This window comes from Nocardia sp. NPDC058480 (assembly GCF_042720495.1).
Classification (GTDB): domain Bacteria; phylum Actinomycetota; class Actinomycetes; order Mycobacteriales; family Mycobacteriaceae; genus Nocardia.
Genome location: NZ_JBHXMN010000001.1, coordinates 988,554 through 1,009,277, shown reverse-complemented (window position 1 = coordinate 1,009,277; position 20,724 = coordinate 988,554). Strand labels below are relative to the sequence as shown.

At 66.1% G+C, this 20,724-nt stretch carries 18 protein-coding genes; 12 read left to right on the top strand and 6 right to left on the bottom strand.

The genetic code is table 11. The features are described from left to right. Window positions 1–200 precede the first annotated feature (200 nt). Both groL and ACFWO8_RS04650 read left to right on the top strand, forming a co-directional pair. Window positions 201–1,826, top strand: a complete 1,626-nt coding sequence (gene groL, locus ACFWO8_RS04655) for a chaperonin GroEL (protein ID WP_378941994.1) — start codon at window positions 201–203, stop codon at window positions 1,824–1,826. Window positions 1,827–1,913: 87 nt separating this feature from the next. Beyond that, window positions 1,914–2,249, top strand: a complete 336-nt coding sequence (locus tag ACFWO8_RS04650) for a hypothetical protein (RefSeq protein ID WP_378941983.1) — start codon at window positions 1,914–1,916, stop codon at window positions 2,247–2,249. 16 nt (window positions 2,250–2,265) lie between these two features. On the opposite strand, the gene ACFWO8_RS04645 is transcribed toward ACFWO8_RS04650, so the two are convergent. Together ACFWO8_RS04645 and ACFWO8_RS04640 are read right to left on the bottom strand one after the other, a co-directional pair. Further along, window positions 2,266–3,066, bottom strand: a complete 801-nt coding sequence (locus ACFWO8_RS04645) for a DUF6585 family protein (RefSeq protein WP_378941976.1) — start codon at window positions 3,064–3,066, stop codon at window positions 2,266–2,268. 105 nt (window positions 3,067–3,171) lie between these two features. Then, window positions 3,172–3,858 carry a ZIP family metal transporter gene (locus tag ACFWO8_RS04640; protein ID WP_378941970.1) on the bottom strand — a complete coding sequence of 229 codons (687 nt, stop codon included), beginning with the start codon at window positions 3,856–3,858 and terminating at the stop codon, window positions 3,172–3,174. 75 nt (window positions 3,859–3,933) lie between these two features. Between ACFWO8_RS04640 and ACFWO8_RS04635 the strand changes: the two genes are divergently transcribed. Further along, the gene (locus ACFWO8_RS04635) at window positions 3,934–4,713 is read left to right on the top strand and encodes an alpha/beta fold hydrolase (protein ID WP_378941963.1); all 780 of its coding nucleotides are present in this window, start codon (window positions 3,934–3,936) and stop codon (window positions 4,711–4,713) included. Here ACFWO8_RS04635 and ACFWO8_RS04630 read toward each other — a convergent pair. Beyond that, window positions 4,700–5,644 (bottom strand): SMP-30/gluconolactonase/LRE family protein, encoded by a 945-nt coding sequence (locus ACFWO8_RS04630; RefSeq protein WP_378941958.1) that lies wholly within the window; start codon window positions 5,642–5,644, stop codon window positions 4,700–4,702. The two genes, ACFWO8_RS04635 and ACFWO8_RS04630, sit on opposite strands and share 14 nt — an antisense overlap. 115 nt (window positions 5,645–5,759) lie before the next feature. On the opposite strand from ACFWO8_RS04630, the gene ACFWO8_RS04625 reads away from it, so the two are divergent. Continuing rightward, on the top strand, window positions 5,760–6,209 hold the full coding sequence (locus ACFWO8_RS04625; protein WP_378941949.1) for a MarR family winged helix-turn-helix transcriptional regulator: 450 nt from the start codon (window positions 5,760–5,762) through the stop codon (window positions 6,207–6,209). A gap of 50 nt (window positions 6,210–6,259) precedes the next feature. Here ACFWO8_RS04625 and ACFWO8_RS04620 read toward each other — a convergent pair whose 3' ends face one another. Continuing rightward, a complete protein-coding gene (locus ACFWO8_RS04620) occupies window positions 6,260–6,712 on the bottom strand; it encodes an SRPBCC family protein (protein WP_378941939.1) in 453 nt (150 codons plus the stop codon). A 547-nt stretch (window positions 6,713–7,259) separates the two neighbouring features. On the opposite strand from ACFWO8_RS04620, the gene ACFWO8_RS04615 reads away from it, so the two are divergent. Both ACFWO8_RS04615 and ACFWO8_RS04610 read left to right on the top strand, forming a co-directional pair. After that, window positions 7,260–7,892, top strand: a complete 633-nt coding sequence (locus tag ACFWO8_RS04615; RefSeq protein ID WP_378941934.1) for a TetR/AcrR family transcriptional regulator — start codon at window positions 7,260–7,262, stop codon at window positions 7,890–7,892. Continuing rightward, window positions 7,892–8,761, top strand: a complete 870-nt coding sequence (locus ACFWO8_RS04610; protein WP_378941925.1) for an alpha/beta fold hydrolase — start codon at window positions 7,892–7,894, stop codon at window positions 8,759–8,761. Before ACFWO8_RS04615 ends, ACFWO8_RS04610 begins: the two co-directional genes overlap by 1 nt. A gap of 21 nt (window positions 8,762–8,782) precedes the next feature. On the opposite strand, the gene ACFWO8_RS04605 is transcribed toward ACFWO8_RS04610, so the two are convergent. After that, window positions 8,783–10,843 carry a prolyl oligopeptidase family protein gene (locus ACFWO8_RS04605; protein WP_378941921.1) on the bottom strand — a complete coding sequence of 687 codons (2,061 nt, stop codon included), beginning with the start codon at window positions 10,841–10,843 and terminating at the stop codon, window positions 8,783–8,785. Window positions 10,844–11,034: 191 nt separating this feature from the next. Here ACFWO8_RS04605 and ACFWO8_RS04600 point away from each other — a divergent pair, with 191 nt between their 5' ends. Genes ACFWO8_RS04600 through narI form a run of 5 tightly spaced genes read left to right on the top strand, consistent with a single transcriptional unit; the run spans window position 11,035 to window position 19,049 of the window. Beyond that, window positions 11,035–12,231 carry an MFS transporter gene (locus ACFWO8_RS04600; RefSeq protein ID WP_378941916.1) on the top strand — a complete coding sequence of 399 codons (1,197 nt, stop codon included), beginning with the start codon at window positions 11,035–11,037 and terminating at the stop codon, window positions 12,229–12,231. A 57-nt stretch (window positions 12,232–12,288) separates the two neighbouring features. Beyond that, on the top strand, window positions 12,289–15,975 hold the full coding sequence (locus tag ACFWO8_RS04595; protein ID WP_378941911.1) for a nitrate reductase subunit alpha: 3,687 nt from the start codon (window positions 12,289–12,291) through the stop codon (window positions 15,973–15,975). Next, window positions 15,975–17,624, top strand: a complete 1,650-nt coding sequence (gene narH / locus ACFWO8_RS04590; protein WP_378941907.1) for a nitrate reductase subunit beta — start codon at window positions 15,975–15,977, stop codon at window positions 17,622–17,624. The genes ACFWO8_RS04595 and narH overlap by 1 nt, the downstream gene beginning before the upstream one ends. After that, a complete protein-coding gene (gene narJ / locus ACFWO8_RS04585; RefSeq protein WP_378941900.1) occupies window positions 17,621–18,301 on the top strand; it encodes a nitrate reductase molybdenum cofactor assembly chaperone in 681 nt (226 codons plus the stop codon). Before narH ends, narJ begins: the two co-directional genes overlap by 4 nt. A 16-nt stretch (window positions 18,302–18,317) precedes the next feature. Next, on the top strand, window positions 18,318–19,049 hold the full coding sequence (gene narI, locus ACFWO8_RS04580) for a respiratory nitrate reductase subunit gamma (protein ID WP_378943213.1): 732 nt from the start codon (window positions 18,318–18,320) through the stop codon (window positions 19,047–19,049). A 1-nt stretch (window position 19,050) separates the two neighbouring features. Here the strand turns inward: narI and ACFWO8_RS04575 are convergent, their stop codons facing one another. Continuing rightward, complete coding sequence (locus ACFWO8_RS04575) at window positions 19,051–19,581, bottom strand: hypothetical protein (protein ID WP_378941896.1); 531 nt, start codon at window positions 19,579–19,581, stop codon at window positions 19,051–19,053. A 137-nt stretch (window positions 19,582–19,718) separates the two neighbouring features. Here ACFWO8_RS04575 and ACFWO8_RS04570 point away from each other — a divergent pair, with 137 nt between their 5' ends. Then, on the top strand, window positions 19,719–20,693 hold the full coding sequence (locus tag ACFWO8_RS04570) for a dipeptidase (RefSeq protein WP_378941891.1): 975 nt from the start codon (window positions 19,719–19,721) through the stop codon (window positions 20,691–20,693). Window positions 20,694–20,724 lie beyond the last annotated feature (31 nt).

The following is a 20,724-nucleotide window of genomic DNA, read 5'->3' as shown; positions in this document are numbered from 1 at the left end:
TGCACTCTCGTCACCCGAGTGCTAAAAATGGCTTTGGCACTCGTGACTGTTGAGTGCCAGGTCGGGGTGGTGAGATCGGGTTCCATCGACACCCTCGGTCGTCCGTCGCGGGCACCGCACCTGGCCAGCGTAACTTTGGGGCGATCCAACCTGTGGTCGTCTCGTGTGTCAGCCATAGACATGTGGAGGATCTCAACGCAATGGCCAAGACAATTGCGTACGACGAAGAGGCCCGTCGCGGTCTCGAGCGGGGTCTGAACGCCCTCGCCGACGCTGTCAAGGTGACGCTGGGCCCGAAGGGTCGCAACGTCGTGCTCGAGAAGAAGTGGGGCGCCCCCACGATCACCAACGATGGTGTTTCCATCGCCAAGGAGATCGACCTCGAGGACCCGTACGAGAAGATCGGCGCCGAGCTGGTCAAGGAAGTCGCCAAGAAGACGGATGACGTCGCCGGCGACGGTACGACCACCGCTACCGTGCTCGCCCAGGCGCTCGTGCGTGAAGGTCTGCGCAACGTCGCGGCCGGCGCGAACCCGCTCGGCCTGAAGCGTGGCATCGAGAAGGCCGTCGAGGCCGTCACCGCCAAGCTGCTCGACACCGCCAAGGAGATCGACACCAAGGAGCAGATCGCTGCTACCGCTGGTATCTCCGCGGGCGACTCGGCCATCGGCCAGCTCATCGCCGAGGCGATGGACAAGGTCGGCAAGGAAGGTGTCATCACCGTCGAGGAGAGCAACACCTTCGGGCTCCAGCTGGAGCTGACCGAGGGTATGCGCTTCGACAAGGGCTACATCTCCGGTTACTTCGTCACCGACCCCGAGCGTCAGGAAGCGGTCCTCGAGGACCCGTACATCCTGCTGGTGTCGTCGAAGATCTCGACCGTCAAGGACCTGCTGCCGCTGCTGGAGAAGGTCATCCAGGCCGGCAAGCCGCTGCTGATCATTGCCGAGGACGTCGAGGGCGAAGCCCTCTCGACCCTGGTCGTGAACAAGATCCGTGGCACCTTCAAGTCCGTCGCCGTCAAGGCGCCCGGCTTCGGTGACCGTCGCAAGGCCCAGCTGGCCGATATCGCCATCCTCACCGGTGGCGAGGTCATCAGCGAAGAGGTCGGCCTCTCCCTGGAGACCGCCGGTATCGAGCTGCTCGGCACCGCGCGCAAGGTCGTCATCACCAAGGACGAGACCACCATCGTCGAGGGTGCGGGCGACGCGGAGGCCATCAAGGGCCGCGTGGCGCAGATCCGCGCCGAGATCGAGGGTTCGGACTCGGACTACGACCGTGAGAAGCTGCAGGAACGTCTGGCCAAGCTGGCCGGCGGCGTCGCGGTGATCAAGGCCGGTGCCGCTACCGAGGTCGAGCTCAAGGAGCGCAAGCACCGCATCGAAGATGCCGTGCGCAACGCCAAGGCCGCCGTCGAAGAGGGCATCGTTGCCGGTGGTGGCGTCGCGCTGCTGCAGGCCGCCCCCGCGCTCGACGGCTTCGAAGGCCTGACCGCTGACGAGGCGACCGGTGTCAACATCGTGCGCGTCGCGCTGTCGGCTCCGCTCAAGCAGATCGCCTTCAACGCGGGCCTCGAGCCCGGCGTCGTGGCCGAGAAGGTCTCCAACCTCCCCGAGGGCGAAGGCCTGAACGCCGACTCCGGTGTCTACGAGAACCTGCTGGCCGCCGGCGTTGCCGACCCGGTCAAGGTCACCCGCTCGGCCCTGCAGAACGCGGCCTCCATCGCCGCGCTCTTCCTCACCACCGAGGCAGTCGTCGCCGACAAGCCGGAGAAGGCCGCCCCCGCGGGCGACCCCACCGGCGGCATGGGCGGCATGGACTTCTGATCTCTTGATCAGCTAGCCCAACGCAAGTCACGAAGGCCGGTCCACCACTCGGTGGGCCGGCCTTCGGCATGAACTAGGGGAGTGAACATGGCGATCGTCCACACGGTCCGCAAGTACTGGTTGTTCTGTGTACTGATGGGGATAATTTGCGGCTGGCCGATCCTGTCGGGTCTGCTCGATCTGGCCGACGATACGGTCACCTGTCACGACTGGAGCCCCCTCGTCCTGGATTTCACCAGCTATGACATGGCCCCAGGCGATAACGCGTGCGGGATGCCGAAGTCCGGCTACGCCAACTACGCGGACGTGAAGATGATCAACAATGTCCTGGACTCGGTGCGGGTCATCATCGGTGCGGTGATGTTGTGGATAAGTTGTTCTGCCATACGCGACTTGGCCAAGAAGGCCTACCCGAGCGAATAGGTCGGCCTACGCGCGCTCAGCCGACCGGGGTCAATCGCAGGCGCTCGGCCAGTTCGTTGAAGATGTAGAAGTTGGGGATGGTGCTCACAGGGGCCAGCGACATCCACATGCCGGAGAGTTTGATGCGGATGTGGCCGCTGCGGGCGTCGATGAGCTGGATGTCTTCCCAGGGCAGGGCTTCGCCGCGGAAGGTGAGGGCGTCGAGGGAGAGGGAGAGGTCGCCGAAGGGGACGGTTTCGCCGTTGTCGATGGCGGCAACCGCGGCGGGGAGTTGGGTTGCGGTGACAGCGGATTGGATGGCGCGGGCCCATTCGCGGGCGCGGGCGAAACCCTCTTCGTCGATGGTCGCCTCGACACCGCCGGGGCCCGACAGTTCCAGCAGGTAGGTGACCGGCGTGGTGTCGTGGAAGGGGATCGAGTGCTGACGCACTTCGGTACTGTCCCACCGGAATCCGGCCACACGCTGGCCCGATCGGTAGACGGTGACGCCGTGGTCGAACAGGTCGATGCGGGCGGCGCGGTTCTGCCGGTTGATCACGCCGCGGCGGAGTGCGAGGAGCACGGGCGCGGCAGCGATCGTCAGTAGTGCCACACCGCCTTGCCATGCGCCGACAGCGGCGACGATGACGCCGATGGTGGCGATACAGCCCGCCACGATGCCGCAGCCGCGCACGAAGGTGTCGTCGGCGGGGGTGGCGAGAAAGGTGTCACGGTGCGCGCCGAGGTGCTGATACTCCGCCATCAGGTGTATCAGTTGGGTCAACGGCACCGCGTGCCGAGTATCGGCTACGTCCTCCGGCCTGTTCGGAGTGATCACTCGTCCCTCCCGAGGCGTATTCATCCGCGGCGAAGCGTATGCGAACCGGCGGAATATTGCCACCGGGATGGTTCGGAAATTCTGGCCGCGACCGGGCGGAATGGTTCAGCCGATGGCGAAAGCGACGAAGAAGCCTGCCGCGGTGGCCATCCCGACCCACCAGCCGCCTTCGCGGTAGGCCTCGGGAATGAGCGAGTCGGCAAGCACCGCGATCGTCGCGCCGCCGGCGAAGGCCTGGACCGCGCTGATCGCCGTCGTCGACACCGAATCCGCGAATCCGTTGCCCAGCACGGTCACCGCGACGAGCACCGAGGCCGTTACCGCCCACAGCGCGAACGTCCGGCCCGCCTCGAACCCGTGCTGCTCGCGCATCAGCACCGCCCCGCTGAGCGCTTCGGGCACATTGCCCGCGGCGATCGCCACCAGCAACACGAATCCGCCTCCGCTGCTGAGGGATACACCCAGAGCGAGGTTCTCCGGCACGCCGTCGAGCACGGTCCCCAGCAGCAATGCCCAGCCGATCGCGGCAGGTCCGAGCTTGTTCTCGATGAGGTGGTTGGCGACCACGTACACCCCCGCACCGGCGAACAGCGCGCTGCCCGCGATCAGTGCGCCGTCGCGGCGGAAGGCGGGCGCGAAGAGCTCCTCCGACACCGCCGCGATCATCGTTCCGGCACCGAATGCCATCATCGCGGCGAGCACGGCCTTCGGCAGCGTCCACCGCAGGCCCACCGCGACCCCGATCAGCAGCGGGACCGCGGTACCGAGGCCGTACAGCAGGGCGGTAGGCATGGGCAGAGCCTATTCGAACCGCCGTTCGCGAATTCCCGGAAACCCTGCGCGTCCGCGCCGATTAGGGTGGTTGACGTGTTGTTTCTGGACGAGGGCGAACCCACCGCGCCTGCGATCGTGTGCATCCACGGCATTCCGGGCTCGGTCGATTGGTTCGCAGCCGCCGCCGAGCGGATGACCGGCGAGTTCCGGGTGATCCGGGTCGATGCGCACGAACTCGGCGCCGACGGCGACTTCAGCGCCGCGGCCCGCACCGCCCCACTCGTCGCGCTCATGAACGACCTCGACCTCACCGACGTGACGGCGGTGGGCCATTCGTTCGGCGCCGAGATCGTCTTGGAACTCGCGGCCGTGTCGAACCGCGTCGCCCGCGTGGTGGTCGTCGGCCAAGCCCCGGACTACCGGGCTGCCAGGATCCCGGCCGCCGCGAAGTGGGTCGTCCGCCCGTGGGCGGTGCGCCTGGCGCAACGGTGGACACCCGCACCGGTGATCCGGCTGGCGAGCCGATCGGCCTTCGCGCCCCGCTTCCGCTACGACTCGGCACCAGGATTGGCCGACGCGCTGGTCCGCGACTTCCGCGCCACCCTCCCCACCGGCCTCGCCTACGCCGTGGGTGCTCGAGCCGACGACCTCGCCGCGCAACCACTCGACACCCGCGTACAAGCCCTGGAACAGCCCGTCCTCGCCATCCACGGCCGCCACGACCACCTCTACGACAGCGCCGCGACCCTCGCCCGCTTCGCCGCCGCGGGCGCCGACACCCACCTCGTCGAACACGCGGGCCACTCGCCCCAGGTGGAGCAACCGGACGAATTCGTCTCCGTCCTCGGCGAATTCATCGCTAGAACCCACTGACCGCCGAGACCACGAACGTCCCCGGTGTGCCCGCCTGACCCAGCGGGCCACCCTTGTCGAACTGCGATGACACGATCAGCGCCCGCTCACCCGAATGCACCATCGTCGTGGGAACATTCAGTGCCGGATCGTGGAATTCGCCAGTGCGAGTGGCGGTCGCGCCGTTGTCGGTGAGCGTCCAGCGGCTGATGGTGTTGTCGAGGTTGTGCACTACCCACAGGGTGTCCTCGCGCAGGTCCAGCCCGTCGCCGTGGCGTGCGTCGCCGCCGTTCAGCGCAATTCTTCGGATCGGGTCCTGGCCGCCGGTGAGGTCGATGCGGTACAGCTGGGCCGCTGACATGGCGACGACGATCAGATACTTCCCGGCCGGGTCGGCGACAATTCCGTTGAGCTCGAACACCTTCGGATCGCGTGGCCCGAGCGCGGTGCTCAGGTCGTAGGCGACGGTCAATGCACTACCGGCACCGATAGTCGCCTGGTAGACGACGTTTCGCACGCTGTCGGTCACATAGGCCGACCCGTCCGCGCCGAAATCCAGATCATTGACGAAACGCGGTGCGTCACCGGGCACGTCGAACCGTGCGAGCAGCGCACGTGACCCGGTGTCGTAAACACTCACGCCCACACCGGAATCGATCACCCACAGCCGACCGCTCCGATCGACCTTCAGGCCGTTCGCCGTCTTCCTGCCGTCGGCGCCCGCGGGCAGGAACACCTCGGCGCGCGATGCGCCGGCGGCCGCTCGGTACACCGCACCGTCCGCGAACGACCCGACGTAGGTGTCACCGTTGCGGGCGTCCAGGCCGATGCCCTCGGGATATACGGCAGCGCCGGGCAGTTCATAGGCGGTGCTCAGCGTGGGTGTGGCGGGCGAGGTTCCGCACGCGGTCATAGCCAGGCACGCGGCGGCAACGGCGACGGTTCTCCACATGATAAAGCCTCTCAGTGATGTAATGCCAATCATCAAGCAACAGACAATAATGTAAATTAGAGTCGTTATGATCGTCAAGGGCATTATGATGTGATGGGCGGATACCATGCAACGCATGACGTCCATGTCCGCCGCCGAGCGGCTCGGCTCGTATATCAAGCGCGCCGAGCAAGCCCTGATCGCGACGAAGACGGCCGCGCTGAAACCGGCTGGGCTGACCGTCCCGCAGTACAGCGCGCTGCTGCACCTCGCGGAGAATCCGGGCATCTCGGCGGCGGCATTGGCCCGGCTGGCCGGCGTCACCCCGCCGACGATGAACACCGTCCTGACCAATCTGCAGGACCGCGGTCTGGTCGACCGCACCCCGCACGAGTGGCACAAGAACGTGCTGGAAACCCGCCTGACCGAGCAGGGGCGGGCGGTGATGGACGACGCCGACGCCCGCGCGATCGCGGTGGAGCGCGCGCTCGCCGAGCGATTCACCGCGGCCGAACTCGCGGCGGTCCAGGAGTCGCTCACGCGCGCCGCGGTGGCGCTCGACGAGATTCGCGACAACCTGCCGTGAGAAAAAAGAGCCCGCCGGATGGATCCGGCGGGCTCACACGATGATCGAGGTCAGCGCTCGGCGGCGACCTTCACCTTGCTCAGCGTCTCCTGCATCCCCGAGACCAGGTCGGCCTCGAACTTCTCCTCGCCGCCCATGGCGACCTTGATGGTTCCCCGCAGCCAGCCGGGCAAGCCCTTGACGTCGACCGTGCGCGTCTCGACGACGCGAGTGCCGGTGGCGGTCGGCTCGAGCTCGTAGGCCCAGGTCGTGCGGTTCTCGTTCATCCGGAACGCCAGCGCCTTGTTCGGCTCGAAGCGCACGATGCGTGAGGTGGTCGGGTAGATCTTCCAGCCGACCTTGTTGACATTGACGGTGAACGCGCCGTCGCGGACGCCACCGACCGCGACCATCTTCAACGTCGTCGGGCTGAGCTCGGGCATGCGGCGCAGGTCGGCGAGCACCGACCAGACTTTTTCCGGCGATGCGGCGATGTCGATGCTGGCTTCGAGAGTGTTCGGCAACGGTGCCTCCGGGGTAAACGTGACGGGCTGTCACGCTCAGCATAAGCACCGTGACCTCGCCCGGACCTCCGCCCGTGGTCGGAACTTGTCCGCGGGTACTCCCGATACCGCGAAAGGGGAGCTTTCGCCTCGGTACACTCGCGTTTCACATGTCGGTAGCCCGGGCTGGTCAGCCCTTGGCGAGACCGAACTTCTTGGGTCTTGTGTCCTTTGCCAAAAAATTCTACAAAATTCCTTTAAAACACCTCCACTTCACATTGTGTCTGGGTATCGTCCGAGACGGCAAATGGCCCGTGACAACGAAGTCACAAAACATCGACTTGGAGTGACACATGCTTTACAACATCACTGACGACAGCAGCGACGGCAACATTCTGACCCTGCTGCTCGGCCTGCTCACCAGCTCGATGAGCACCGGTTCTGCGCAGGCCTCCGGGAACTGATACGGCAGTAGCCAACTTTCGGCTAACGCGCGGTTGGCCGAAAGGGCAGCCTAAGGGCCTGATCCATGACGAGGGGATCAGGCCCTTAGGTATTGTCAGCGACAATGTCACAGGATGCGAATACGGGACGAATGTATGCCGGGCAACCCGTAGAGGACCGGCAACGCCAGCGGCGTGCGCGTTTTCTGGAGTCAGGCCTGACGGTCTTCGCGCGCGACGGGTATGCCAACAGCTCGGTCGGTGCCATCTGTAAGGACGCGGGGCTATCGTCTCGGCAGTTCTACGAGGAGTTCACCGGCCGCGAATCGCTGCTGCTGGAGTTGTACGAGCAGATCGACCGGCATTCGCGTGAGGCGGTAGCCAGGGCGCTCGAGGACAAGTCCGAGGCGACCGTGCTTGAGCAGATCGACGCGGCCGTGCGGGCATACGTCGAGTCGATCGGCAACGATCCCCGCAAGGCGCGGGTGGCGCTGGTCGAAGTGGTCGGCGCGGGCCCCAAGGTCGAGAAGTTCCGCCTGGAGCTGCGTCGCGTGTGGGGGTCGTTGCTGGCCAGTGCCGCCGAGGACGCGGCCATGCACGGTGAAATCCCGTCCGGCGACTACGAACTGCGGGTGCTCGCGATCATCGGCGCGGTGAACTATGTCGTCGACGGCTGGAGCGGCAGCGACCCGCGCCCTCCGCTCGACGAGGTGATCAAGGTGCTGAGCCGGGTGATCCTGGGCGCGGTCGGGGCTTGATGGCGCGGGTCGAGATCGTCCCGATCCAGGTACCCGACGGCAGCACCCTGCCGGTCCGGCTCATTCCGGCCACCGGTGTACACCGGCATCCGGTCACCGCCGACGCGCCACGCCCGGTCGTGGTCATCGTGCCCGGCCTGGCCGTGCCGGGGGAGTACTACGAGTATTTCGGACACCGGCTGGCCGCCTGCGGATTCGACGTCGCCATCGGCGAACTGCGTGGTCAGGGTGCGAGCACACCTCGTCCTGATGCCGGAAGTTCGTACGGCTACCAAGAATTGGTCTCGGTGGACTTTCCGGCGATCCTGGCCGCGGTGCGCAACCGGTTCCCGGCCAGCACGCCGTACCTGCTCGGCCACAGCATGGGCGGGCAGCTCTCGGCGATGTACGCGGCTCGGGTGCGCGGCAGGCTCGGGGGCCTGATCCTGGTCGCTTCCGGCACCCCGTACTTCCGGGGGTTTCGCGGTGTTCTCGGTCCGGGTGTGCTGGTCGGTACCGCCGCGGTGGCGGTCGCGTCGAACCTGGCCGGGTTCTGGCCGGGGGACCTGCTCGGCAAGCGCGCGTACGGCAGGCAGTCCAAAGTGCTCATGTCGGATTGGGCCAGGCTGGCGCGCACCGGGCGCTTCGTGCCCGTCGGCGCCGATATCGACTACGACGAGCGGATGTCGCGGCTGAAGTTCCCGGTCCTGTCGATCACCGTCGCCGGTGACGACATGGCCCCACAGACCTCCGCCGACCACCTGCTCGGCAAGCTGACCGGTGCGCAGATCACCCGGTGGTTCCAGCCGGAGGCCCTGGGGCACATCGGCTGGATCACCAATCCGGACTCCACCGTTGACGCGGTGGAGAAGTGGTTGCGCGACCGCTGATCCGGCGACGACCGCGCAGGCTCAGGCCGAGCGGCGGCCCTCGATCAGCATCTGGATGAAGAACTCGTAGACCAGCGCGGACAGGTACGCCGACTGCTTGTTGTCGGCGGCACCGCCGTGACCACCCTCGATGTTCTCGTAGTACCAGACGGTGCGATCCTGAGACTCCAGCAGCGCGGCCATCTTTCGCGCATGACCGGGATGCACCCGGTCGTCGCGGGTGGAAGTGGCGAGCAGGATCGGCGGGTACTGCTTGCCGGTGTCGGTGTTCTGATACGGCGAATACTCGCTGATGTAGGCCCATTCCTCCGGCTTGTCCGGGTCGCCGTATTCGGCGACCCACGACGCACCGGCCAGCAGCAGGTGGTAACGCTTCATATCCAGCAGCGGCACCTGGCAGACGATGGCGCCGAACAGTTCCGGATAGCGAGTGAGCATCACGCCCATCAGCAGCCCACCATTGCTGCCGCCGATCGCGCCGAGCCGGTCAGGAGTGGTGATGCCGCGGGTGACCAGGTCGCGGGCGATCGCGGCGAAGTCTTCGAAGGCGCGGTGCCGGTGCTCTTTCAGTGCGGCAGTGTGCCATTCGGGTCCGTACTCGCCGCCGCCGCGGATATTGGTCATCACGTAGGTGCCGCCGCGTTCGAGCCAGTTCATGCCCGCGGAGCCGAGATAGGTGGGGGTCTTGGAGATTTCGAAGCCGCCGTATCCGTTCATGATCGTCGGGCCCGGCGTGCCGCGGCGGTCACGATGCCGAATCACGAAGTAGGGCACCGCGGTTCCGTCGTCGGAGGTGGCGAAGAACTGCTCGGTCTCGATGCCGGTGGCATCGAAGTAGCCGGGCGCCTGCTTCAAGGTCACCGCGGTTTCGCCGATGGCGCTGCTGAGCAGCGTGGTCGGCGTGGTGAAACCGGTGGTGGTGAGCATGAATTCGTCGCCGCCCTCTAGCGGGTCGAGGTTGTTGACCGAGGTGGACGACATCGCGGGGGAGTCGGTGAGCGTGCTGGTCGTCCACCCGTCCGGGCCGGGAGTGAGCACCCGGAATCCGGTCTGCACATCGTGCAGAGTGGTCAGGATCAGGTGGTTCTCGGTCCATCCCCACGATTCCAGCGAGGTGTGCGGGTCGGGGGCGAAGAGAACCTCGAACTCCCGCGAGCCGGCGAGGAAGTCGTTCAGGTCGGTGACCAGCAGGCTGCCGGGAGCGTAGGTGGTGTCGGCCGGTGTCCATTCGGTCTTCAGGCGCACCAGCAGCCAGTCGCGGTACCAGTCGACGTCCGCGTCGGTGGGGGTTTCGATGAGGCGCCATTCGGCATTGTCGAGCAGCGACACCTCACTGTTGAAGAAGTCCGTCGACCGGTGCAGGTAGTGGCGCTCGTAGCCGGGGTGGCGGTCGTACCCGGCGCTGATCGACACATCGCTCGGCTTACCCTCGTACACCGTTTCGGCTGTGGACAATTCCGTGCCACGTCGCCAGCGCTTGGCGATGCGCGGGTATCCGGAGTCGGTGAGCGATCCGGGTCCGAAATCGGTGCCGACGTAGACGGTGTCGGCGTCGATCCAGCCGATTCGCGACTTGGCCTCCGGCAAGGAGAACCCACCGTCCTCCGGGGCGATGAATTGCCTGGTGAGCAAGTCGAATTCGCGCTCGACGCCTGCGTCGGCACCACCGCGGGACAGGTGGATGATGGCGCGCTCCTGCGAGGGCCGCAGCACCGCGGCACCCGACCACACCCAGTTCTCCCCGTCGGCCTCGGCCAGCGCGTCGACATCGATCAGCACATCCCACTCGGGCGCATCGGTGGCGTAGGACTCGAACGTCGTGCGCCGCCACAGTCCGCGTTGATGCTGCGCATCACGCCAGAAGTTGTACAGCCACGGACCCCGCCTGCCTGGGTAGGCGATCTTGGTGTCGTCGTCGAGCATCGCCAGTACACGACGCTCCATATCGGCGAATCGGTCGGTGGCGGCGAACCGGTGGCCCACCACCTCGTTGCGGGCGCGCGCCCAGTCCAGCGCGCCCTCGTCGGTCACGTCCTCGAGCCAGAGATAGGAATCGGTCACGCATCGCTCAACGCCGCTCATCCCCACATTGTTGCCGATGTGGCCGACCGCATTCACACCCGTGGTAGTCGATGGTTTGCTGCTGGGGGTTGTCAGCGGTCTGTACGTGGTTTCCGTGTTGTCTATGCACAGGTAGCGGTAGAACATTCGATGGTTGCCATCTTGTTGCGTGTTGTCCGGTCAGGTTCGGGGGAGTGTGTTCTCCTGGGTTGGTGACCTCGCTACAGGCAGCGGTACGCAACGGGTCCCCGACCCTCAATCTCGCCCTGGCCACCTGGGTTTCGGCCATCAACTTCTGGGCGTGGAACCTCATCGGCCCGCTCTCGCCGAACTACGCCGACAAGATGGCGCTCAGCAGCATGGCGGCCTCGATCATGGTGGCGATGCCGATTCTCGTCGGCTCGCTCGGCCGGATCGTGTCCGGCGCGCTCACCGACCGCATCGGCGGCCGAACCATGTTCATCGCGGTCTCGCTGGCCTCGATCGTGCCGGTTGTCGCGGTCGGCATCGCGGGCAGCATCGAGTCCTACCCGCTGATGCTGGTGTTCGCCTTCCTGCTCGGCATCCCCGGCACCATCTTCGCCGTCGGCATCCCGTTCGCGAACTCCTGGTACGTGCCTGCCCGGCGCGGCTTCGCGACCGGCGTGTTCGGCGCGGGCATGGTCGGCACCGCGGTGTCGGCGTTCTTCACGCCCCGGTTCGTCCGCTGGTTCGGGCTGCTGCCCACTCACCTGATCGTGGCGGCCGCGCTCGCGGTGACCGCGGTGCTGTGCATCCTGTTCATGCGGAACTCGCCGGATTTCACCCCGAACACCGAACCGGTGCTGCCCAAGCTGCGCGCCGCGATGAAGCTGGGTGTCACCTGGGAGATGTCGTTCCTCTACGCGGTGGTGTTCGGTGGGTTCGTCGCCTTCAGCTCGTATCTGCCGACCTACATCAAGGTCATCTACGGCTTCTCCGCGGTCGACGCGGGCAGCCGCACCGCGGCCTTCGCGCTCGCCGCCGTGATCGCGCGCCCGATCGGTGGCGCGCTCTCGGACCGCATCGCGCCGAAATACATCGTGATCGTCTCGCTGGCAGGCACCGCGGTGATGGCGGTGGTGGCCTCGTTCAAGCCGCCTGCCGATGTCGCCTCGGCGGCCACGTTCATCACCCTGGCGCTGTTCCTCGGGGTCGGCACCGGTGGCGTGTTCGCCTGGGTGGCGCGGCGAACACCCGCGCAGAGCGTCGGCAGCGTCACCGGCGTCGTGTCGGCCGCGGGCGGGCTCGGCGGCTACTTCCCGCCGCTGATCATGGGCATGACCTACAACGAAGCGAGCAACAGCTACGCCGTCGGCCTGCTGCTGCTGGCCGCGACCGCGTTGGCCGCGCTGGCCTACACCGTGTTCAAGCTGCACGCCGTCGAGTAGCGGTGCTCCCCGCGCCATCCCTGATCGGATCGGACCTCGTCGAAGGAGAAATGAACAGTGGCATCTCGAGCGCGGATCGGCGGACCCGTCGAAGACCTGTTGGTGCGCAGCGGCCGGTTCTTCACCCCCGGTGTCGAATCCGCTGATCTGCGCACTATCTCCCGTTCCGGCGGTCGCGAGGGCGACATCTTCTATCGCAACCGGTGGAGTCACGACAAGGTGGTGCGCTCGACCCACGGTGTGAACTGCACCGGGTCGTGTTCGTGGAAGGTCTACGTCAAAGACGGCATCATCACCTGGGAGACCCAGGACATCGACTACCCCTCGGCAGGCCCCGACCGGCCGGATTACGAGCCGCGTGGCTGTCCTCGTGGGGCCGCCTTCTCCTGGTACACCTACTCGCCGACGCGGGTGCGCTACCCGTACGCGCGCGGTGTGCTGGTCGAGATGTATCGCGAAGCCAAACGGCGGCTCGGCGATCCCGTCCTGGCCTGGGCCGACCTGCAAGCCGATCCGGATCGGCGCCGCGCCTATCAAAAGGCCAGGGGCATGGGCGGTTTGGTGCGGGTGAGCTGGGACGAGGCGGTCGAGATGATCGCCGCGGCGCACGTGCACACCATCGCCGAATACGGCCCGGACCGGGTGGCCGGGTTCTCACCCATCCCGGCTATGTCGATGGTGTCCTTCGCGGCGGGGTCGCGGTTCGTCGAGATGATCGGCGGGGTGATGACCTCGTTCTACGACTGGTACGCCGACCTGCCGGTGGCCTCGCCGCAGGTCTTCGGTGACCAGACCGATGTGCCGGAGTCGGGTGACTGGTGGGACGCCTCCTATCTGATGATGTGGGGATCCAATGTGCCGGTGACGCGCACGCCGGACGCCCACTGGATGGCCGAGGTGCGCTACCGCGGTACCAAGGTCGTCACGGTCAGCCCCGACTACGCCGACAACACCAAATTCGCCGACGAATGGATGCCGTGCGCGGCGGGTACCGACGGCGCGATGGCGATGGCGATGGGCCACGTCATCCTCACCGACTACTTCGTGCGCGCACGGGAGCCGTTCTTCGTCGACTACGTCCGGCAGTTCACCGATCTGCCCTTTCTGGTCAGCCTGATCGAACGCGACGGACGCCTGGTTCCCGGCAAGAATCTCACCGCCGCCGAACTCGGCTCCAGCGCCGAGAACGCCGCCTTCAAGCCAGTGCTCATCGACAGCGTCACCGGCGAGCCCGCGGTACCGCACGGCTCGCTGGGCTTCCGGTTCGGGCAGGAAGGTGTCGGGAAATGGAACCTCGACCTCGGTGATCTGCAACCCGCGCTGACCGTGGCCGATACGGGCGACGGGCGGTCGGTGGTGGTGACGATGCCGCGCTTCGACACCGTCGACGGCCACGGCGAGACGATCGATCGTGGGGTGCCGGTGCGGATGGTCGCCGGCCGTCCGGTCTGCACGGTCTTCGACCTCATGCTCGCCCAGTACGGTGTGGCGCGGCCGGGCCTGCCGGGGCAATGGCCCAGCGGCTACGACGATCCCGGTTCGCTCTACACCCCCGCCTGGCAGGAACCGATCACCGGCGTCTCGGGCGCGCAGGTGATCCGGATCGCCCGCGAATTCGCCGACAACGCCGTCGATTCCGGTGGCCGCAGCATGATCATCATGGGCGCGGGGATCTGCCAGTGGTTCCACGGCGACGCCACCTACCGCGCGATTCTGGCGATGCTGCTGCTCACCGGTTCGATGGGCCGCAACGGCGGCGGCTGGGCCCACTATGTCGGGCAGGAGAAGTGCAGGCCGGTGACCGGCTGGTCCACCGTCGCGATGGGCACCGACTGGTCGCGCCCGCCGCGCCTGATGGCGGGCACCTCGTACTGGTACGCGCACACCGACCAGTGGCGCTACGACGGCTACCGCGCCGATGTGCTCGCCGCGCCGACCGGTCGCGGCCTGTTCCGCGGCAAGCACACCATGGACGTGATGAGCTCGGCCGTGGCGATGGGCTGGACGCCGTTCTATCCCCAGTTCGACCGTTCCTCGCTGGACCTGGCCGACGAGGCGGCCGCCGCGGGCATCGACCCGGTGGCCTACACCGTCGACCAATTGCACAGCGGCAAACTGCGATTCGCGGTCCAGGATCCGGACAGTCCGAAGAACTGGCCGCGGGTGCTGAGCGTGTGGCGGTCGAATCTGCTCGGCTCCTCGTCCAAGGGCAACGAGTACTTCCTGAAGCATCTGCTCGGTACCGGTTCGAATGTGCGCAACACGCTGGCCGAGGCGGGGCAGCGTCCCGTGGATGTGGTCTCGCCCGATCCGGTGCCGGAGGGCAAGCTCGACCTGCTGATGTCGATCGACTTCCGGATGACCTCGACCACCCTGTTCTCCGATGTCGTGCTGCCCGCGGCCACCTGGTACGAGAAGGCCGACCTGTCCAGCACCGATATGCACCCCTTCATGAACGCTTTCACCCCGGCCATCGACCCACCGTGGGAAACCAGGTCCGATTTCGACGCGTTCGCCACGATCGCCCGCGCGTTCTCGGCGATGGCGGCGGTGCACCTGGGCACCCGCACCGATGTCGTGCTCGGCACATTGCAGCACGACACCCCCGGCGCGATGGCCTATCCCCATGGCACCCAGTCGAATTGGCAGGACACCGGCGATGTTCCGGTGCCGGGTAAAACGATGGGTCCACTGGCGGTGGTCGAGCGGGATTACGCCGCCATCGCGGAGAAATGGGCGGCACTCGGCCCGCTGGTCGAGAAGGCGGGTCTGACAACCAAGGGCATCACCGTGTTCCCCGATCAGGAAGTCGTCGAGCTGGGCCGGCTGCACGGCGTGATGAATTCCGGTGTGGCAGCAGGCCGTCCGGCGTTGGAGACGGCCGAGAAGATGGCCGAGACCATTCTCATGCTGTCGGGCACGTCCAACGGCCGGCTCGCGGTGGCGGGGTTCGAGGAACTGGACCGGCGCACCGGGCGCCACATGGTGGAGTTGGCCGAGGGTAGCGAGGAACGTCGAATCACGTTCGCGGAGACCCAATCCCGGCCGGTTCCGGTGATCACCAGTCCGGAGTGGTCGGGCAGCGAAACCGGTGGGCGCCGCTACGCGCCGTTCACCCAGAACATCGAATTCCTCAAGCCTTTTCACACGCTCACCGGTCGCATGCATTTCTACGTCGACCACGATTGGCTGGAGGAACTCGGCGAGGCGCTGCCGATCTACCGCCCGCCGCTGGATATGGGAAAACTGTTCGGCGAACCCGGAATCGGGGAAACCCGCGACGGTGTCGGGCTGACCCTGCGCTATCTGACCCCGCATTCGAAGTGGTCGATCCACTCCGAATACCAGGACAACCTGCTGATGCTGTCGCTCTCGCGCGGCGGCCCGACGATGTGGATGAGCCCCGGCGACGCGGCGAAGATCGGCGTGCGCGACAACGAATGGGTCGAGGCGGTGAACCGCAACGGTGTGCTGGTCTGCCGGTCGATCGTGTCCCAGCGCATGCCCGACGGTGTGGTGTACGTGTACCACGCGCAGGAACGCACCATCGATGTCCCGCTGTCGGAGACCACCGGAACCCGTGGTGGCATTCACAATTCGCTCACTCAGTTGCTGATCAAACCGACGCATCTGGCGGGTGGCTACGCCCAGACCTCGTTCGCGTTCAACTATCTCGGCCCGACCGGAAATCAGCGCGACGAAGTCACCGTGGTCCGTCGCCGCAGCCAGGAGGTGACGTACTGATGAAAGTCATGGCGCAGTTGGCGATGGTGATGAACCTGGACAAGTGCATCGGCTGCCACACCTGTTCGGTGACCTGCAAACAGGCGTGGACCAACCGCACCGGCACCGAATACGTGTGGTTCAACAATGTGGAAACCCGGCCGGGACAGGGCTATCCGCGCACCTATGAGGATCAGGAGAAGTGGCGCGGCGGCTGGACTATGAAGAACGGCCGGTTGCGCTTGCTCGGCGGCGACCGTTTCAGCAAGCTCGCCAATATCTTCGCCAATCCGAAGATGCCCTCGATCGAGGACTACTACGAGCCCTGGACCTACGACTACGAGAACTTGACCAATGCCCCACTGAGCGACCAGGTTCCGGTAGCCGCACCGCGTAGCCTGCTCACCGGCGCGCCGATGATGATCAAGGGCTCGGCCAACTGGGACGACGATCTGGCCGGTTCGCCCGAGATCCTCCCCGGTGACCCGGTGCTGGCGAAGGTGAGCGAGAAGGTGAAGGCCGATCTCGAACAGACCTTCATGTTCTACCTGCCGCGTATCTGCGAGCACTGCCTCAATCCGGCATGCGTCGCGTCCTGTCCTTCCGGCGCGATGTACAAGCGCACCGAGGACGGAATCGTGCTCGTCGACCAGGACAAGTGCCGTGGCTGGCGGATGTGCATCTCCGGATGTCCGTACAAGAAGGTGTATTTCAACCACAAGACCGGCAAGGCCGAGAAATGTACCTTCTGCTATCCGCGGGTCGAGGTCGGCTTGCCGACGGTCTGCGCGGAGACCTGCGTCGGCCGGTTGCGGTATATCGGGCTGATCTTCTACGACGTGGACAAGGTGCTCGACGCTGCCGCCGTCGCCGATGAGCGCGATCTGTACGAGGCGCAGGTGAACGTGCTGCTCGATCCCGCCGATCCGGACGTTGTCGCGGGAGCGCGTGCCTCCGGCATTCCGGACAGCTGGATCGAGGCGGCACAACGGTCCCCGATTCACGCGCTGATCAAGGACTTCCGGGTGGCGCTCCCACTGCATCCGGAATACCGGACGATGCCGATGGTGTGGTACGTCCCGCCGCTGTCGCCGGTGGTCGACGCGGTCAGCCGGGACGGGCACGACGGCGAGGATGCGGGCAACCTATTCGGTGCACTCGAATCGTTGCGAATTCCCCTGGAGTACTTGGCCGGACTGTTCACCGCGGGGGATACCGAAGCGGTGGCGGTGGTTTTGCGCAAGCTGGCCGCGATGCGGTCGTATATGCGCGATATCAACCTCGGACGTGAGCCGCGAGCCGATATTCCCGCGGCCGTCGGGATGACCGAGGAAAAGATGTACGAGATGTACCGGCTGTTGGCGCTGGCGAAAATCGAAGACCGGTACGTGATTCCCTCGGCCTATGCCGATCAGGGGCATCAGCTTGAGGAATCCGTGGCCGACTGTGCCCTCGACTTCGATGGCGGACCCGGGATGTACGAACAGGTTTCGGGTCCCTTCGGCGAGACCAGCGGCAAACCGGTGCCGGTCGCGGTGGAGACATTCCACGCGCTCAAACAGCGCCAGACCAGTGAATCCACCGCCGCGGGCAACGGCTCTCGGGTCAATCTGCTGAACTGGGACGGCAAGGGCGCACCGGAGGGCATGTTCCCGGGCGGCCGCACATGATGCGCCCTCGCGCGGCCCGGCGCGCCGCCGAACAGCGACTGGTGTGGCAGGCGGCCTCGCTGCTGCTGGCCTATCCCGACAGCGAACACCGAACGCGACTCGAACTCGTCGCGCAACTGTGCGCCCACCTGCCGCGCGAGCAGGCCGAACCGTTGCTCCGGGTGGCGACCGAACTGGGTTCGCTCTCCGAAGTAGCCGCGGCACAACAGTTCACCGAGACATTCGACCTGCGCAGGCGGGCAACGCTGCTGCTCACGTACTGGACCGACGGTGATACGCGCAATCGTGGCACGGCGATGCTCGCCTTCTCCGAGGCATACCGCGGCGCAGGCGTGGAGCCGCCGAGCGGCGAGGTCGCCGACCATCTACCCGTCGTGCTCGAGTTCGCGGCCACCGTGGACCCTGTCGCCGGTGCCGCCCTGCTCACCGCGTATCGGCGGGCGATCCACGCGATCGGACTCGCACTGTCAGAAGAGGATTCGCTCTACGCCCCGGTGCTGTCCGCGGTAATCGCGACCCTGCCGCCGGCGACCGAACAGGATCTCGGCTGGGCCCGCAGGCTGGTCGACACGGGACCGGCGGCCGAATCGGTGGGGCTTGCCCCGTTCACCCTCACCGTGCCACCGCGCCGCACCGCGCAAGGCCGGGAACCCGCTGTAGCGAAAGGACTTCGGTGATATGGCAGCCAACGATGTGTCGGCGGGTGAGATCTACTGGGACATCGTCCCGTACGTGAGTCTGGCGATCCTGATCGTCGGCACCTGGTGGCGCTACCGATACGACAAGTTCGGCTGGACCACCCGGTCCTCACAGCTCTACGAGTCCAGACTGCTGCGCATCGGCAGTCCGCTGTTCCACTACGGGATGATGGTGGTGATCGTCGGCCACATCATCGGGCTGGTCATCCCGGAATCCTGGACCGACGCCATCGGCATGAGCCAGCACGTTTATCACATCCAAGCCATCGCACTCGGCAGCATCGCGGGCGTGGCCACCCTCACCGGCATCGTGTTGCTGATCTATCGTCGCCGCCGCAACGGTCCGGTCTTCACCGCGACCACCCTCAACGACAAGCTCATGTACCTGGTCCTGGTCTGCGCGTTGATCACCGGGCTGGCGACCACCTTGCTCGGTTCCGGCGCGATCGGGCCCGAACACAACTACCGGGAAACGGTGTCGCCGTGGTTCCGTTCGATCTGGATTCTGCAGCCGCGTGGTGACTTGATGGCGCAGGCGCCGCTGTCGTTCCACATCCACGTGACGGTCGCCTTGATCTTGTTCGCGCTCTGGCCGTTCACCCGGCTCGTGCACGCCTTCAGCGCACCGTTCAGCTACTTCTACCGGCCCTATGTCGTCTACCGCTCGCGGTCGAGCGCCAAGCCCGATGAGCTGATCGGTTCGCGCCCGGAGCGGCAGGGTTGGTGAATCACCAGTAGTGGGCGACGTCGATGACCACCCGAGTGGGGTTATCGAGGGTGCTCACGCGGAAGGGGAGGCGGGCGCGGACGCCGAGGCCGATCGTGGACTGGCCTTCGAACGAGACCGCCCAGGCAATCTGGCGCAACGTTTGATAGCCGCTGACATTCGTGAGTTCGGTGCGGTCGGTGGGGCGATACGTCATGTCGCCCGCGTCGTCGTAGGCCGGCGCGTTGACCGTCACCTGGAGGAACGCGCCGCCGCGCAAGGGGACAGAGGCGCCGGAGCCGTCCTCGGTGACGGTGTCGACATATCGCACCAGGTAGCCCGCCGACGGGCCCGCCAGGTCGACGACCATGCGGTCGAAGCACTCGTGACGGCCTGCTCGCACGTTGGTGAGGGTGGCCGGCGAGTAGGTCGGATTCGATTTGTCCTGTGAGCCCCAGACGAGTCCGCAGTAGGACGGGGTGGCGGCCGCGGGCAGGGTCGATAGGCCGACGCAGGCAGCGAATGCGGCGAGGAGGATGAGGAAGCGACGCATGTCGCACCGCCTTAGATCAGGGCCTTGGAGTAGGGGCGCAGTATCGATTTATCGGCCGGATCAGACATCGCGTTAGCGTCGGTCCGGCGTCGAATGCGCTGCGAAACGTACGATCACAGGTCACGAATCAACCGGAGGTGGATGTGTTCCTGTGGGAGCAGCACTGCTGTCTGCCGTTGCACCACACGGCCCGGGTCGCGGACCTGGCTCGGTACCCGCTGGGGTCGTATCTGTCGGTGAACGTCGGGTACTCGGCACAGACCAAGGACGATTCGCTGGCGTTGCTGCACCAGTTCCGGGACCACGCGGGGGCGGATCCGCGGTTCCGGCTGGTCGATCGGGTGAGCGATATCGGGGCACCAGAGGTGATCTCGCTGGCCTTCGACCTCGAGGACTCCGGGCCGCTCGACGGTGATCTCGACAACGTGGAACTGTTCTACGACCTCGGCGTTCGTTCGCTACTGCCCACCTACAACCATGCCAACGCGGCCGGCTGCGGTTGCCTCGATATCGACGACACCGGGCTGACCGGCTACGGAAAAGACCTGGTGCGCAAGCTGAACGAGGTCGGCATGTTCGCCGACGGCTCGCACTGCTCGCGCCGCACCGGTCTCGATCTCTCCACCCACACCTCGGTCCCGATGATCTACAGCCATTCCAATTTCGCCGTGCTGTGGGAACACCCGCGCAATATCACCGATGAGCAAGCGCTGGCGTGTGCCGCCACCGGTGGGGTGATCGGTATCAACGGCGTCGGCATCTTCGTCGGCCGCAACGAGCCCGCCGGGCGCGCCGAACGGGTCGCGGCGATGGCTGACCACATCCGATACGGCGTCGACCTGGTGGGAATCGACCACATCGGAATCGGGTCGGACTACTCGTTCGACGGTCAGGAATTCAACGACGAGATCCGCGACAACCCCGGCGCGTTCTCCGATTCCTACACGAAATGGGGCCCACTCCAGTGGACCCCACCCGAGGACCTCCTCGGCGAATCCGACGTGCCCGGTCTGGACGAGCTGCTCGCCGACCGTGGATTCACCGCCGCCGAGCGCGAAGCCGTCTTCGGCGGCAACTTCGCCCGCGTAGCGAGCCAGGTCTGGCGCGACTGACATGCTGGACGACTGATCACCAGGCCACCAC

Excerpts from the sequence above, each read along its gene's own strand:
- groL (WP_378941994.1), top strand. The coding sequence starts at position 201 with ATGGCCAAGACAATTGCGTACGACGAAGAGGCCCGTCGCGGTCTCGAG.
- ACFWO8_RS04650 (WP_378941983.1), top strand. The coding sequence starts at position 1,914 with ATGGCGATCGTCCACACGGTCCGCAAGTACTGGTTGTTCTGTGTACTG.
- ACFWO8_RS04640 (WP_378941970.1), bottom strand. The coding sequence starts at position 3,858 with ATGCCTACCGCCCTGCTGTACGGCCTCGGTACCGCGGTCCCGCTGCTG.
- ACFWO8_RS04630 (WP_378941958.1), bottom strand. The coding sequence starts at position 5,644 with ATGTGGAGAACCGTCGCCGTTGCCGCCGCGTGCCTGGCTATGACCGCG.
- ACFWO8_RS04625 (WP_378941949.1), top strand. The coding sequence starts at position 5,760 with ATGACGTCCATGTCCGCCGCCGAGCGGCTCGGCTCGTATATCAAGCGC.
- ACFWO8_RS04615 (WP_378941934.1), top strand. The coding sequence starts at position 7,260 with ATGTCACAGGATGCGAATACGGGACGAATGTATGCCGGGCAACCCGTA.
- ACFWO8_RS04610 (WP_378941925.1), top strand. The coding sequence starts at position 7,892 with ATGGCGCGGGTCGAGATCGTCCCGATCCAGGTACCCGACGGCAGCACC.
- ACFWO8_RS04605 (WP_378941921.1), bottom strand. The coding sequence starts at position 10,843 with ATGAGCGGCGTTGAGCGATGCGTGACCGATTCCTATCTCTGGCTCGAG.
- narH (WP_378941907.1), top strand. The coding sequence starts at position 15,975 with ATGAAAGTCATGGCGCAGTTGGCGATGGTGATGAACCTGGACAAGTGC.
- narJ (WP_378941900.1), top strand. The coding sequence starts at position 17,621 with ATGATGCGCCCTCGCGCGGCCCGGCGCGCCGCCGAACAGCGACTGGTG.
- ACFWO8_RS04575 (WP_378941896.1), bottom strand. The coding sequence starts at position 19,581 with ATGCGTCGCTTCCTCATCCTCCTCGCCGCATTCGCTGCCTGCGTCGGC.